This is a genomic window from Bacteroidota bacterium, assembly GCA_018692315.1.
GTDB lineage: Bacteria > Bacteroidota > Bacteroidia > Bacteroidales > JABHKC01 > JABHKC01.
Window position 1 is genome coordinate 1 of sequence record JABHKC010000158.1, and the last position, 14,840, is coordinate 14,840.

The 14,840-nt window shown below is 30.4% G+C and carries 13 protein-coding genes and 1 tRNA gene; 8 read left to right on the top strand and 6 right to left on the bottom strand.

What is annotated here, in order from left to right; all coding sequences use genetic code 11:
• Positions 1–231: 231 nt before the first annotated feature.
• The gene (locus tag HN894_11950) at positions 232–1,923 is read right to left on the bottom strand and encodes a right-handed parallel beta-helix repeat-containing protein (GenBank protein MBT7144033.1); all 1,692 of its coding nucleotides are present in this window, start codon (positions 1,921–1,923) and stop codon (positions 232–234) included.
• Between the two features lie 352 nt (positions 1,924–2,275).
• On the opposite strand from HN894_11950, the gene HN894_11955 reads away from it, so the two are divergent.
• The 5 genes from HN894_11955 (at position 2,276) to HN894_11975 (ending at position 9,406) form a co-directional block, all read left to right on the top strand.
• Positions 2,276–2,956, top strand: a complete 681-nt coding sequence (locus tag HN894_11955; protein ID MBT7144034.1) for a DUF4159 domain-containing protein — start codon at positions 2,276–2,278, stop codon at positions 2,954–2,956.
• Between the two features lie 82 nt (positions 2,957–3,038).
• On the top strand, positions 3,039–3,692 hold the full coding sequence (locus HN894_11960; protein MBT7144035.1) for a hypothetical protein: 654 nt from the start codon (positions 3,039–3,041) through the stop codon (positions 3,690–3,692).
• Positions 3,677–6,508: an AAA family ATPase gene (locus tag HN894_11965; protein MBT7144036.1), complete on the top strand. Its 2,832-nt coding sequence runs from the start codon at positions 3,677–3,679 to the stop codon at positions 6,506–6,508. Before HN894_11960 ends, HN894_11965 begins: the two co-directional genes overlap by 16 nt.
• Before the next feature lie 20 nt (positions 6,509–6,528).
• Complete coding sequence (locus HN894_11970) at positions 6,529–7,341, top strand: hypothetical protein (GenBank protein ID MBT7144037.1); 813 nt, start codon at positions 6,529–6,531, stop codon at positions 7,339–7,341.
• A gap of 31 nt (positions 7,342–7,372) precedes the next feature.
• Positions 7,373–9,406, top strand: coding sequence for a Na+/H+ antiporter NhaC family protein (locus HN894_11975; GenBank protein MBT7144038.1), 2,034 nt, complete (start codon positions 7,373–7,375; stop codon positions 9,404–9,406).
• A 78-nt stretch (positions 9,407–9,484) separates the two neighbouring features.
• Here the strand turns inward: HN894_11975 and HN894_11980 are convergent, their stop codons facing one another.
• From HN894_11980 to HN894_12000, 5 genes are all read right to left on the bottom strand, one after another.
• Entirely contained in the window at positions 9,485–9,742 is a 258-nt protein-coding gene (locus HN894_11980; protein ID MBT7144039.1) for a Txe/YoeB family addiction module toxin, read from the bottom strand.
• Positions 9,733–9,939: a hypothetical protein gene (locus HN894_11985; protein MBT7144040.1), complete on the bottom strand. Its 207-nt coding sequence runs from the start codon at positions 9,937–9,939 to the stop codon at positions 9,733–9,735. The genes HN894_11980 and HN894_11985 overlap by 10 nt, the downstream gene beginning before the upstream one ends.
• Positions 9,940–10,111: 172 nt before the next feature.
• Positions 10,112–11,215 carry an AI-2E family transporter gene (locus HN894_11990; protein ID MBT7144041.1) on the bottom strand — a complete coding sequence of 368 codons (1,104 nt, stop codon included), beginning with the start codon at positions 11,213–11,215 and terminating at the stop codon, positions 10,112–10,114.
• A 65-nt stretch (positions 11,216–11,280) separates the two neighbouring features.
• On the bottom strand, positions 11,281–12,723 hold the full coding sequence (locus HN894_11995) for a hypothetical protein (protein ID MBT7144042.1): 1,443 nt from the start codon (positions 12,721–12,723) through the stop codon (positions 11,281–11,283).
• A gap of 31 nt (positions 12,724–12,754) precedes the next feature.
• Positions 12,755–13,243 (bottom strand): hypothetical protein, encoded by a 489-nt coding sequence (locus HN894_12000; GenBank protein ID MBT7144043.1) that lies wholly within the window; start codon positions 13,241–13,243, stop codon positions 12,755–12,757.
• Positions 13,244–13,304: 61 nt separating this feature from the next.
• Between HN894_12000 and rfaD the strand changes: the two genes are divergently transcribed.
• From rfaD to HN894_12015, 3 genes are all read left to right on the top strand, one after another.
• Positions 13,305–14,279 (top strand): ADP-glyceromanno-heptose 6-epimerase, encoded by a 975-nt coding sequence (gene rfaD / locus HN894_12005; GenBank protein ID MBT7144044.1) that lies wholly within the window; start codon positions 13,305–13,307, stop codon positions 14,277–14,279.
• Between the two features lie 112 nt (positions 14,280–14,391).
• A tRNA-Glu gene (locus tag HN894_12010) sits at positions 14,392–14,463 on the top strand.
• A 35-nt stretch (positions 14,464–14,498) separates the two neighbouring features.
• Positions 14,499–14,750, top strand: a complete 252-nt coding sequence (locus HN894_12015; protein ID MBT7144045.1) for a 30S ribosomal protein S20 — start codon at positions 14,499–14,501, stop codon at positions 14,748–14,750.
• Positions 14,751–14,840: the final 90 nt, after the last annotated feature.

The window sequence follows — 14,840 nt, forward strand, 5'->3', positions numbered from 1 at the left end:
GTTTTATTTTTAGTCAAGTAAATATACAATTATTGAGACTCCTTTTTATAAAAAGGTAACTTCCACTTCTGAAAATTCGTTATGCTTTGTTAATTGTAGCGTAGAGAAGTTTTGAATTGAAAAATTAAGGAAACTTTAGTCAATGACTTAGCGTTCTTTATACTTAAAATAAATTTCACAACAATCATAGATTCAACACTTTAAACAGGCTGATTAGTTACAATAAAAATATTATTTTGCAGGAATAATCCTCTGAACAATCTTTTCATCATATATCATAAGCACACAAAAAAGCGTCTCTGAACCGTATTTTTCAATTGAAAATTCAATAGTATATGCTCCCTTATTTTGAAACAGGTTATTTTGTAAAGTTTCAACTTTTCTGCCACAGCTATCTTTTAGGTACAAATTGACATGTGTATCTTCATTGATCGCATAATCTACTTCGAAATTCTGACTAATCTGATTTAAGGAAACCTGAAATAATTCGACTTTCTCCGGGAAAATTTCCGGATTTGAGTAAGGGCTTTCATAAGCCCCTATATCGAAAGTCATTCCTTGTGGACGCAAATTGTTTTCGTTATCGTTAAAAATTCCATAAGGAGACAAATCCAATCCTTTGTCTATCAGGCCGGAACTTTCTTGCAGATTATAGTTTTCAGCAAACGGATTTACAAAATGAACATCTTCAAGATTTCGTGTGAAAAAATTTCTTGCTGTGTCAATATCAACACTCGACTTAGTTATTCTGATATAGGCATCCAAACTTGTAGTCGAAGTATTTCCGGTTTCATATTCGCGGAAAGCTCCCGGATTCACAATTATATTGTTGTATGCACGATTGCCACTGCTCACAGTATCGTTTATTCTAATACCGTCAGTTTTTGGATTAATTATCGTATTATTGAAAAAATAGTAGCTCGAATCTTTTTCGGTGCTTTTGTTAGAAAAATAAATTCCATGCTGCCGTTGGTTGATGTCGCCCGGATGATAATCTGAGCCTGGGTTCACTATCAAATTATTATAAACTTTTGTTCCGCCCAAACCAAAAACTAAAATTCCGGTTCCCTTTCCATACAAAATTTTATTATTATAACATTCGCATTTTGAGCCACCACCAAGAATTATTCCACTCATTTCAGTTGAATTTTCTTTTCTACTGTCATTTATTATTGTGTTGTTGAAGATATTACAATTTTCTGTCGCAGAACTCACCTGAATTCCATCCCAACCTGTCCGCTCAATCCTGTTATTATAAATTTGTACTCCTTTCAACAAGTGAGGATAAACATACATACTTTCTCCATTATTTACTAATTGTACACCCTCATATTTGCTATATCCACAATAAATTCCTTCGCCGCCAACATCGTGAATATATAAATCGTGAAGTACTGTATTGTACAGCGTAAACGAATCTCGCACCGAAGCCAAAGACCAATCGGGATCAGACTTTGCAAGAATTCCTGCAAATCCACAATTTGAGATTTCCACAAATTCTACTTCAATATCGCTACTCAAATCTTCAATTGGTATTCCAACACTATTTTCAGCTTCGAGGCGAGAAATTCTTATTCCATATTTTCTGGTGCTCGTGCCACTACCAGTAAGTTTTATATGCGAACAGCCCCGAAAAGAAATACCATAAAAACTTTCAGAATCAAAATCTACCAAACCTTGATGATTTATAAAAACTATCTGCGAATCTTCTTTCCCCTTTAGATTTTTTATTAATAAATATTCTCTGATTCCCTTTTCTAAAAATACAGTGTCGCCAGGTTTAATATTGCTATAAGTTCCCGCCGTAGCATCAATAACTTTTGTATCAATTGAAATAAAATAATTAGTCTGGCTTACTGAAAGATAGGATGAAAAAACAAGTATAAATATTATGTAGAATATCAATTTTTGATAATCTTTCATTATTGAAATGTTAATTTTGATATGTAATACAAAGGTATGCAAATTATTGATTCTTTGTAAGTAATCAGTGTCAGAAACTTGAAGTTATTATATACTTCCTCTATGTGAAACTCAGCCCCGGTAGCTATCGGGATTTTTGTGATTTTTTGTAAAACAGCTATTACACAAAGTTGCTCAGAGAGGCACAAAGTGGCACAAAGAATAATAAGGAATTATTTACAATCCATATCTTTTCACAACACTGATTAGATACAATTTTTTTAATGATAAGTTAAGATTTCGACAACGAATACAAAGTTTTATAAAAGCAATTCAAAAGTATATCTTTGTTGAAAAATTAATTCTATTTTTTATGAAAATAATTTCGTTTAGAGAAATAAAAATTGTTTTGTTGCTTTTTGTTTTTTTTGTTGTGTCTGAAAATCTTGTTGCACAAAAAACAAGCGTAAAAATTGCACTTTTGAAATATAGCGGAGGCGGAGATTGGTATGCAAACCCAACTTCCTTACCAAATTTGATAGATTTCTGTAACCAAACCCTAAAAACAAATATCAATCGCGAATATGCTACAATTGAAGTTGGTAGCCCCGAAATTTTCAACTATCCCTTTGTACATATGACTGGCCACGGCAATGTTGTTTTTTCGCAAAAAGATACTGAAAATCTCAGGAACTATTTGATTGCAGGCGGATTTTTACATATCGACGACAATTACGGCATGGACGAATTTGTGCGGCGTGAAATGAAAAGTGTTTTTCCAGAAGCCGAATTTGTAGAACTTCCGTTTTCTGAACCAATTTATAAGGAGGAATACAGTTTTCCGAACGGGCTTCCAAAAATTCACGAGCACGACAATAAACCACCGCAGGGTTTTGGGATTTTCTATGAAGGGAAATTAGTATGTTTCTACACATACGAATGCGACTTGGGCGATGGCTGGGAAGATAGAGAAGTTCATAACGATTCGGAGGAAATACGATTAAAAGCTTTACAAATGGGAGCAAATATTATTAGTTTCGCTTTCAATAATTAATGCTCAAAATATTTTTTGCTCTCATTGAATTCAAGACAATTATGAATACAAACTTATAGCAAGAATTTAACAAAACCAATTAATGAAAAAAATATCATATGAAACAACCAAATATATTGATTATATCTGTGCAGCCGAAATGCATCTGGCTAGTTATAAAGAACTATCAAAACGCATAGATATTCAAAGTCGATATTATTTAAAAAATGAAACTGACAAAAGAAAAATAATGCACGAGATGTATTATCTAAGTGGTTATATTATCGAAAGTTCTTTGTGTTATGCAATCGGTATAGAAATAGATGAAAAAAATGAAGATGCAGACCTTCTCCAAAAAAATGTAAAATACTTTGGAAATTCAAATCTACAACCACACGGGAAGGTAAAATTTAAAGGATTATTTGCAGAAGACCAACATGCAACAACAGAAAAAATTAAATTCTTACGTGAAATATCAGGCTTCAATTCATCAAGAATAAATGAAATCCCAATTCTTGATAATAGAACACCGTATTTATTTCATCATGAGACTAATAAAAACATACATTTTCAAACTCTTTATGAAAGTTGGAGACCTGATTACAGATACATTAAACCACCAAAAAATATCAGAGACCTAATATTCGAACAAAACCTGTTAAACGATTATAAATATTTTCTATTTAAGTTTGTAAATAAAATAAAAAGACATTATAATAGAACATTAAAATTAAGGACAATATGCTCTTACCAATAATAAAAATTCGTCAAACAGTTTATATCATTGAAAAAAATGAAGATAAAATTTCAGATTATCGAATTCATTTTAATAATGATTTAGGCTTACATATATATATAAAACTAATTTCCAATGAATATAGGAAAAAGATAGATTATAAAATTACTGAAGATGAAAATATAATAATAGAAGAATTTACAGAAGAAGAGAAAGATTCTTATGATTACATTTTTAGTAATTCTCAAAAGATTGATTTTGGTTACAAGCAAAGGTTTAATTCTTTTGATAATAATTATTTATCTAACTTAACTAAAAAAAACAAAGCCCCAATTTACACTTTTTACAGTTATAAAGGAGGAATGGGGCGAACTACAACACTTGCTAGTTTTGCAATGCACTGTGCATATCATCAAGGCTTAAAAGTATTAATTATTGATAGTGACTTGGAAGCACCCGGATTTACTAATTTTTTTGACATTACAGATGATAAAATATCTCAAAGACATGGTGGATTAGTTGAGTATATTCAAAATAAAAAGTTCAATAAAAATATTCGAGTCGAAAATTATCTAATACAAGCAGATAATAAATATTCAAATACCGAAAACAAGGGTGGAACTATTTATATTATGCCGGCCGGCAACTTAGCAACCAACGATGAGTATTTTATTGATAATATGAAGCTAAAAGAAAAGAGTCTTTCATCATATAATACACATTTATCTCACTACCTTGAAGCTTTGTCTAAATTAGAATTTTCTAATCCCAAAAATATTATAAATAATTTTAATAATTTATTCGATGATTTACAGAAACATGATGATTTTAACTTTGATATAATACTAATTGATGCTCGTACTGGATTTAATGATATTTTAGGAACTCTTGGTATTTTTTTAGCAGATACTTTAGTTGGTTTTTTTAGAGAGGAAAGTCAGTCTGAACCAAGCATTCATTTTTTATTTCAAAAATTAGTAGAAAATAAATTGAACCAAAACCTTGTAATAGTTAATTCTATAAGTTCTGATTATGAAAGAGCTGAGTATTTAAAAAATCAATTAGATGCAATTGCCGAATATTACGATACAGGTGAAGGTCCGGTTCCTTATACATTTGCTGGCATTGAAGAAAACTCAATACTTAAAAAACTTGGAAGCAACTTTGATAAATCAACCGATAAAAACTTTATTAAACTAATTAGAGAAAAAAAATTCAATTCGTATGAAGAGTTATTTGAAAAATTAATAGAAAGCTATCATTCAACATGCTCAAAAGAAAAAATAATTGAACAAAAAGAAGTCATTTGGGAAACAAAAATAAATATCTTAAAAGAATTACATCCATATTGTAAAGAGCTATTTAGTGAAGATATAGATTTTGACTACAAAAACAGATTTTATTATCGTAATGTGATGCTTAATATTTTCAATATTGATAAATTTCTAATATTAGCAAGTAAGGGAACTGGAAAAACTCTATTTTATAAATCATTACAAAATGATATTGCTCTTACAACTTTAAAAAAATTAGCAAATAGAAAAGGCGATTATAAATTTGTAAATGTTATAAGACGGAATAGAAAAAAAGAAAACTTTTTTAAAATAGATAAATTTACAATTGAAAGAGACAATGTAAAATTCTTTTTTCATAGGTTTTGGATTATATACTTATGGAAATCAATACTATTAGCAAATAAAGATGATGAATTTGGCTTCAAAACGAATAAAGAATTAGAAAAATACGTCAGATATGCTAACCCAAACGATAATTCAATAGCCGATGATTTTAAATTCCTTATAAATGATAATACAAAATATAATTTGATTGAAGAAGACTTAAAAATTTGGGATAATGAATTAGCAAAAACAAATTCTTATATTTTTGCTTGTTATGATTATTTAGATGAAATTGTAGCACCTGAATATTGGGAAACCGGTTATGCAATAGCTCAATTATTTAATTATTGGAAATTCAATCCTTTTTCAAGGATATTACCTAAGTTATTTGCCAGAACAGATTTGTATAATAAAATTGTTGGAATAACAAATTTTGGTAATTTAAGCCAAACACATTCAATTAATTTAGAATGGAAAAAAGATGAGTTATTTGCACTGCTTTTTAAACAAATTTTAGCAAAAAGCAAAAAAGATTTCCTCTCAATAATAGAATATTATAAGGGCATATATAATATAAATTCAAAATATATTAAGGAGATTAAAGATATAATAGAAAAACATGATAGCCACTTACCATTAAATTACGAAATTCTTCGTCCATTAGTAAATGTATTTTTTGGCAAGTTTGTTAGCTTCTCGAAATATGGAACAAATACTTATGATTGGTTCTTTAGTAATTTGCGAAACGCAGATGATACAATAAGTATCAGACCTTTTCTTAGTATGTTAAACCTTGCTATTGAAAGAGTTTATGAGAACCAAAGAGATTTGAAAAAATATTCCCCTGTTTTATCTTATACTTATTTTGCAAATGCAAAGGTCAGGGAAAAATGTGTTGAAGAATATTTTAACGATTTGGCAAGTAATACAGAAGGAAACAAACCTCTTAAAATCATATTTAATTTCATTAAAAAATTGCGACCTGCAACAGGATTGAAAAAACATAGCTTAACAAGCAGTGAATTATATAATCTTTTACAAATGATATTAGAAGACAATAAAGACAATAAATATTTACTTAATTATACTATTGAAAAGTTAGAAAATTTATTGATAAGTAATGGTATAATCAAAAAAACATACAAACGTGGAGGTTCGGCTAAATATAATTTTGCCTACTTATATAAATTTCACTTAGGTTTAAAAAGTAGAAGTTAGATTTTTTAATAAGACATTCAATGATAAAAAAAACGTGTTTCATTTTATTAATAATCTCAATTTTATTTGCTTTTGAAATAGAAGCTCAAGAAAAAACAAATGTAAGATACTGGCAGCAAGCAAGAATTGATAGCCCATTTGCTTACAATTTTTTTATTGGTAAAGATGCCAATCTTTTCAAAACCACCATTTCGGGATTTGGCAGCGGATTTATTCTCGATTTATTTTCGGGACGCTTCTCTCTCGATATTGTTACCATCGGGAACGAAAAAATCAACCTGAGCTGTGGATTAGGAATTGCAATCAACAAATATAAATTTTCGCAAAATCTTATTTTTGAAAAAACTAACAATCAAATTAATGTATTTGAGGATCCGGACAGCGAGCACGATTATGTAAATAAATTTTTTGGCTACGGCAAAAGTAAACTTGTAACTGGGACTTTGTTTGCTCCAATAAACCTGAACATTTGGGTGGACAAGTATTACATTTCATTTAGTTTTTTCTTCGATTATTATTTGTCGGGCAAGCATAAGCGAAAATTTTTCGATGAAAATGAAAAACACGAAATTATAGTTACGAACAAAGACTTCAAAAACTTCTGTCTGAACAAAGAAAAAATTGGTATTGGCTTTATGATTAGCCAAAATCCAAAAAATATAAGCCTTGGATTTACATATATGCTAACTCCATTTTTTCAGGAAAATAAAGGTCCTGCAATCAATGAAGTTAGAATTTCCTTTAAATATACTTTAAAAAACCGACCTTTCAAAACAAAGTATAATAATTTGTATAACAGGGCGAAAAGGGAATTTGAAATTAAACAGGTGTAATATTCTAACAATTCTCTAAAATAATTTATTATTGAAGATGTTTGAAAAAATAGAAAAAGTGATTTCGTTTAAAAACAAAAAACTTTGCGAAACCATTAGATTTTTACCAAAAAAAATGTGTCCTTTTTGCAAGGGCTTTATTTCTTTAATTTTACTTTTTCTATTTTTAAACTATTATGGTTTTGCGGCCAACGAAAATTCCGCACAAAATCTCGGCAACATTGATGTAGAATTTCCAACAATAATTATTAAAGGTATTGAGGCTGAAATAAAAATCAAAATTGAAAACACAGACTTAATTCAGAGAATAAAATCGAACTCTACAAAAATTTTCATCAATAATATTGAATTTCAAAATCCACCATTTGAAAACGGTTTTTTTTCTATCAAGCATAAATTTATTGATGAGCAAATTTCGATTAAAATTGAAAATTTTTCATTTTCACAAACTGTTCATCCAATTGAATTATGGCTCTCGGTCTTACCACCATTAATTGCAATTATTATTGCTTTGCTTTTTAAAGAAGTTTTCACTGCACTATTCATCGGCATTTTTGTTGGAACTTCAATTATTTATTATCATGCCGAGCAATCCATTTTTCTGGCAATTTTCAAAGGAATTTTTGCAATTATCGACACATATATTCTCGAGTCCTTAAATGATTCGGGGCATTTATCAATCATTGTTTTTTCGCTCTTAATTGCAGGAATGGTCAACATTATTACCAAAAATGGCGGCATGAAGGGAGTTGTCGATATTCTTTCGAAATACGCTAATAGTCCGCGTTCCGGGCAATTTGTTACATGGCTTTTGGGAATTGCAATTTTTTTCGACGACTACGCAAACACACTTGTTGTAGGAAATACAATGCGACAAGTTAGCGACAAGCTGAAAATTTCACGAGAGAAACTTAGCTATATTGTTGATAGCACGGCTGCTCCAATAGCTGCAATTGCGTTTGTAACAACCTGGATTGGAGCCGAATTAGGATATATAGAAGACGGAATCAGCAAAATAGGAATTTCAGAAGGGGCATATAATGTGTTTTTCAATTCGCTTGCTTATTCGTTTTATCCAATTCTTGCTTTGATTTTTATTCCTATTTTAATATTTAAGAAAAAGGATTTTGGACCTATGCTTCATGCAGAAAAAAAAGCAAGACAAGCTGAAGTTATTGCAAGTTCACCTGAAAGCGATTCGCAGACTTTTGGCGATTTTGAAATTTCTGTAAAAGCAAAAGCTCGCTGGTATAATGCAGTTATTCCTGTTTTGATTGTGATATTTGGAACTTTCATCGGGCTTATTTACAGTGGCTGGAATGCTGAGATTTGGAATAATGAAGCGATAGGATTTTCCACAAAATTATCGGAAATTATTGGAGGCTCAGATTCATATAGTGCACTTTTATGGTCTTCATTGTTAGGCGTTTTGGTCGCTGCATTTTTATCAACTACGCAAAAAATATTGAACATCAAGGAAGTTACTGAAAGTTTGTTGAACGGCTTCAAAACTATGATGACTGCAATTGTGATTTTAGTGCTTGCATGGTCGCTGGCTTTAGTTACAGAGCATTTGCATACTGCCGATTTTATTTCGAGTAGCTTAATTTATATTAATTTGTCGCCATATTTTGTGCCAACTTTTACTTTTATAATGGCTGCACTTATTTCATTTTCTACAGGTTCGTCCTGGGGAACTATGGCAATTTTGTATCCTCTGATTTTGCCTACAAGTTGGCTGATTTCTGTAGAATATGGTTTAGATTATGATACTTCAATCTTAATTTTTTACAATGTAGTATCCTGTGTGTTAGCCGGTTCTGTTCTTGGAGATCATTGCTCACCAATTTCCGACACAACAATTCTTAGTTCGCTTGCAAGCTCTTGCAATCATATTGATCATGTAAAAACTCAGTTGCCATATGCTTTGACAGTTGGTGGAGTTTCTTTGATTTTTGGAACTATTCCTTCAGCTTTTGGATTTAGCTCACTAATTATATTTCCCCTATCGATTATAGTTTTGTATTTAATTGTACATTTTTTTGGGCGGCAAACGGAAATTTGAATTTTGAAATTGGATACTCAAAATTGGAACTTCAGTGTTCGTTTTGTAATGCTTTACCATTAAACTAACTGTATTTCTTTAGTAATGTCCCCTAAGTGAATGCACAATAATCCTATCGTCAAATACTTCGTACACAATACGATGTTCTTTGTTTATCCTGCGAGACCAGCATCCTGTAAGATTGAACTTCAATGCTTCAGGTTTTCCAATACCTTCATATGGATTTTGAACAATGACTTCTAAGAGTATGCGAATTTTCTTCAAAACAGCAATTTTGTTAGATTTTTTCCCAAAATGCAAATCCTCTTTCGATTGTGGTGTATATTCTATTTCCATATATCGTCAAGATCTATTTTTTCAGTCTTGCCTTCAGCTACTTGTTTGCGACTTTCTTCAATTTTGGCCACAAACTTTGGGTCGTAAGGTGATTCCTGTGCAAATTCGAACTTAATTTTTAATGCTTTAAAAAATGCTTGCAAAACACTAATTTCTTGTTGGTTTGCCGGATGCACTATTATATGTTGAGTATTCATTATCTATTACTAAAAATTATACATCAATACAAAGGTATTAAAAATCTGTTGAAGTAACTTTCTGAAAATTGAAATTAGAAATTTCTTTTTCAATAATCACTTTGTTTTTGCTACAGCTAAAGTAAATACTGAGACAAATATATCTGAGAGTCATATATCCAAAATTGATAAATTAAACATTTTTCGTAAGTTTCTTAACTAAAGAAAACTGATTGAAAAACTCTTTTGCAATGACTCTTAAAATTGTGTATGCAGGAATCGCTAAAACCATTCCTGTAATTCCCGCAAGGCTACCAGCCATCATAATTACCAAAAAAATCTCTAATGGATGAGCATTCACACTATTCGAATAAATTAGCGGTTGAAAAAAAACATTGTCGATTAGTTGAACCGAAATAAAAACAATTGCCATATATCCAATCATGGGTAATAGTTCTGTGTAAAAATTTGCATCTAAGTTTGTGGCTATTCCGAGAATTATTCCAAAAGCAGCACCTATAATTGGTCCCACATAAGGAATAATATTCATCAATCCGACAAAAAGCCCAATGACTAAAGCCGTTTGCAATTTCAATCCTACAATAGATAATCCTATTGTAATCAAAATCATTATTAAACAAACTTCAATACCAATTCCAATGAAATAACGAATTAATAATTTCTGAACCGAATGAATAATATTTCGAACATTTTCTTCAATATTTTCAGGAATGAAAAGGAAAATGCCATTAAAAAACAATTTATCATCTTTCAGGAAAAAAAATGAAATGAAAGAAATAGCAAAAATAGCAATGAAAATATCTCCAAGAGTGCCAACTATAAAATTCAAAAAATCAGATAAATATGATATTTTTAAAACAGAAACAATTTTTTCCCTTATATAATCCTCAAACGAAAATGCAGCTTCTTCCGAACTATTAAATTGTCCTAAAATATCTTCCAGTTTTTCGATAGGTTGCTCCAGTTTTTCGACAAATGAATTTGCATCAATAGAAGATAAATCACTTGCTTGATTTGCAATTATCGGGACAAATATTCTGAAAAATGTAAAAATCAACACCCAAATTACTAATAAAGTTATTCCTGCAGATAAAGATTGCGAAATCTTAAGCTTTCTAATTTTGACTTTAGACAAAAGTTTAACTAATGGCTGACCAATAAGTGAAAAAATGGCGGCAATCAGAATATAACTCACAATTGAAATAAAATACCAAAGAATAAAGCAAACAATTATTATGCTTGTGAAAATTAGAATGTATTTGAAAGTTTTTGACATTTTGGATGAATTTATTGCAAATTATTTCTGAAAAAAAGTGTAAGCCAAGTTGATTTAAAATTCTATTAATACTCTTTTTCAATCAACTGTATTGCTTTAGTAATACTTTTTTTTGTGTAATTATTGATAATAGCTATAGCTTTTTTCCTATCTTTTTTGAAAATTTCTAAAGCCTCTTTTTCAAAAGAACTTTGATTTGAAATAATTTTATCTTCAAATTCCGCTTTCTTCTTTTTAACTTCTGAGAGGGATATTTGCGAATAATTTTCTGTGTCATCTACAAAATCAACAAATTTCCAAAACGAATGAATCTCGTCTTTTTCGTAGGCTCCACCTATATATTCGAAATGATGCAAAAGAGCATTTTCAAAATTTCCTTTAGAAAAACCTTTAGGAATTTCGGAAATGCCACAATACCATGGAACAAATGCCTGAACGCAAGGTCGGCGTGGGGCTATCCACAAAACACATCCAATCTCCGAAGGCATTGAATTTCTCAATTGGGCAACAAATCCATACTGGTTGGTTTCAGAACAGATTCTCATCAAATCATCCTTATGAGAAATATCTTCAACTTTGCCTTTTTCATAATGATCATGCAAAACCAACATTAAATCTTGGATTGAAACTTTTTGTTTTGGAACAAATGAGAAAGGAAAATCACTATCAATTTCGTATTCTTTTTTTGAAAAATAATTCATGGCACGCCATTTTCTTGAAATATTCGATTTCGATTCCAATACTGAAACTTTCCCATAAGCTAATCTGAAATTAAACGGCTTATTTTCACTGGGTTCATACCACGCTCGCTCAATTGCATAATCAATAATATCTGCTGAACCAAGAAAATTCATACTGTCGTTGAGATCAATTTCTTCAATAACATAGTAGTTTGGAATTATTGCAATTTCGTTGTCTGGAATTCGCTGAGCTACCCAATGTTTTCCCTGAACTACCGACATAATCCATGCCTCGTTGGCATCGGCAATGCAATAGCTGCGACCCGATGAAGAATATCCAACTTCTTCAACAATTTTTCCTGCAATTTTCACAGCTTCACGCGAAGTTTTTGCACGCTCCACCATAATTCTACGAAGATAAAAGCCAATTCCTCCATCAAGCAATTCTCCGTTTTTTTCTTTCGATGGGCAACTATTTGAAGCTACAGTGAGCCCAAATTCATTCATATATGTATCGGAGAATTTAAATCCAGGCATTTGCATCCAAATGTAGGAATATGTTTGCCTGACTTGCTCAATTTTAGCTCCATTAACGAGGGTTAATTTTTTATTTTTTTCGTAACTAATTCGAGGAACTTTGTACCAATCTACTAAATTTGTTCCATAATCGTCCTCGTTGTGTGCAAAAATTACAGAATTATCAATCGTAGCATTTTTTCCTGCTAAAATCGAAAAACAATTGAAATTATTGTTTTCAGCAAATTGAGCAAACAAAACACTCAAATTTGCCAGACTAATCAATAATATTATTGTATAGATTTTTTTCATTTCTGTCTGTTTTAAATATAAAAATGATTATTCATGAAATCTCCGGCGAAACCGAAAAAATGAGTTTGTTTTTTTTTGGAATAAGTTTTTTCCAGCTTTTTTTCTTTATGCCAATAGAAATTATTGTGGCTGTGGGCATATAAATATTTCCTAAACCCGACAAAAGAGAAATTGCTAATTCACTAATTCCTGGATTGTGTGCAACTAATAAAACCGTTTTGCATTGCTCCGGCAAATTTTGAATTTCTTCAAACAAAACATCAATTTCGGCGAGATACAAATAATCTTTTAAATCTAAGGTTTTAGAATTACTGCATTTTTCTACAATTAGTTCAGCTGTTTTTTTCGCTCTTTTCGCTGAAGATGAAATAATTTTATCGACAACAACTTTTTTTGCATTTAATTCATCGCCAATAAAATTTGCCTCATCTATTCCAGTTTGTGATAATTCTCTATCAAAATCGTTAATACCTTCACCCATTTTTGCATGAGCATGGCGCATAAGTAAAATATTTTTCACTATTGTAAATTTGAAATAAAACTTGTGTAAATTTAGCAATTTTTTAGATATTCGATTTGGCATGAAAAAATTATTAATAGTAACTGGTGCAATAGGTTTTATAGGAAGTAATCTTATTTGGAAACTTAATGAAATGGGTTTTGAAAACATAGTTGCTGTAGATGATTTTGATAGGAAAACAGACAAAAAAAACCTTGATGGAAAAAATATTCAAGACTGCATTGATAGAGAAAAATTCTTTGAATGGTTACAACACAATAAGAAAAAAGTAGAATTCATTTTTCATATTGGAGCGAGAACTGATACTGCTGAATTCGACAAATCTGTTTTTGATAAACTTAATTTAAATTACTCGAAAGAAATTTGGAAGAATTGTGTAGAGAACAATGTCCCGCTAATATATGCCTCATCTGCTGCAACTTACGGTATGGGAGAATTTGGATATTCAGACAATCATGAAATCATAGAAAAACTGAAACCACTTAATCCGTACGGAGAATCGAAAAATGAGTTCGACAAGTGGGTTTTACAACAAAAAAATGCTCCTCCATTTTGGGCAGGATTGAAGTTTTTTAATGTATATGGACCCAACGAATTTCATAAAAACAGAATGGCTTCGGTAATTTTTCATGCCTTTCATCAAATAAAAAAAAGTGGCGAAATGAAACTCTTTCGCTCTCATATTCAAGACTTTAAAGATGGTGAACAAAAACGAGATTTTATTTATGTTAAAGATGTAGCAGATGTAATTTATTTTTTATTCGATAAAAGAAAAAATTCAGGCATTTACAATCTTGGAACAGGTAAAGCTCGCACTTTCAAAGACTTAGTAAAAAACACTTTCGAAGCCATGAGCTGCGATATCAAAATTAGTTTTATTGATACTCCTAAAGACATTAGAGAAAAATATCAGTATTTTACTGAAGCAAAAATGGAAAAATTAAGAGACATTGGCTATAAAAAATCCTTTTTTTCGTTAGAAAAAGGGATAGATGATTATGTAAAAAACTACCTAATCAATAAACAATACGTCTAATCACCTGTATTTCTGCACATTAAAAAATATTTATTTTATATGAAATTTTTTATAAAATAAATTTGGTAGAAAAAAATATTTTGTATTTTTGCAATCCAAAATTATTGAAAATGGTCCGTTCGTCTAGGGGTTAGGACGCCAGGTTTTCATCCTGGTAACAGGGGTTCGATTCCCCTACGGACTACTGAGTTTTTTTTTATTATAAATTGAAATTAAAAAATGGCAAATCATAAATCGGCTTTAAAAAGAATTAGGCAAAATGAAACAAGAAGATTGCACAATAAATATTATGCAAAAACAATGCGAAATGCAATTAGGAATTTACGAGCCGAGAAAGACAAAAAGGCTGCCGAGGAATCCATACAAAAAGTTGTGTCTTTGATTGATAGAGTTGCAAGACGAAATATAATTCATAAAAATAAAGCCGCAAATCTGAAATCCGGTTTATTCAAGCATATTAGTAATATGTAAAAAATATTTCTTGTTCCGTCGTGGAATAATTTGACGATTAAAAAAATAACTAAAACCGTTGTGTTCAACCACAACGGTTTTTTTTATTTC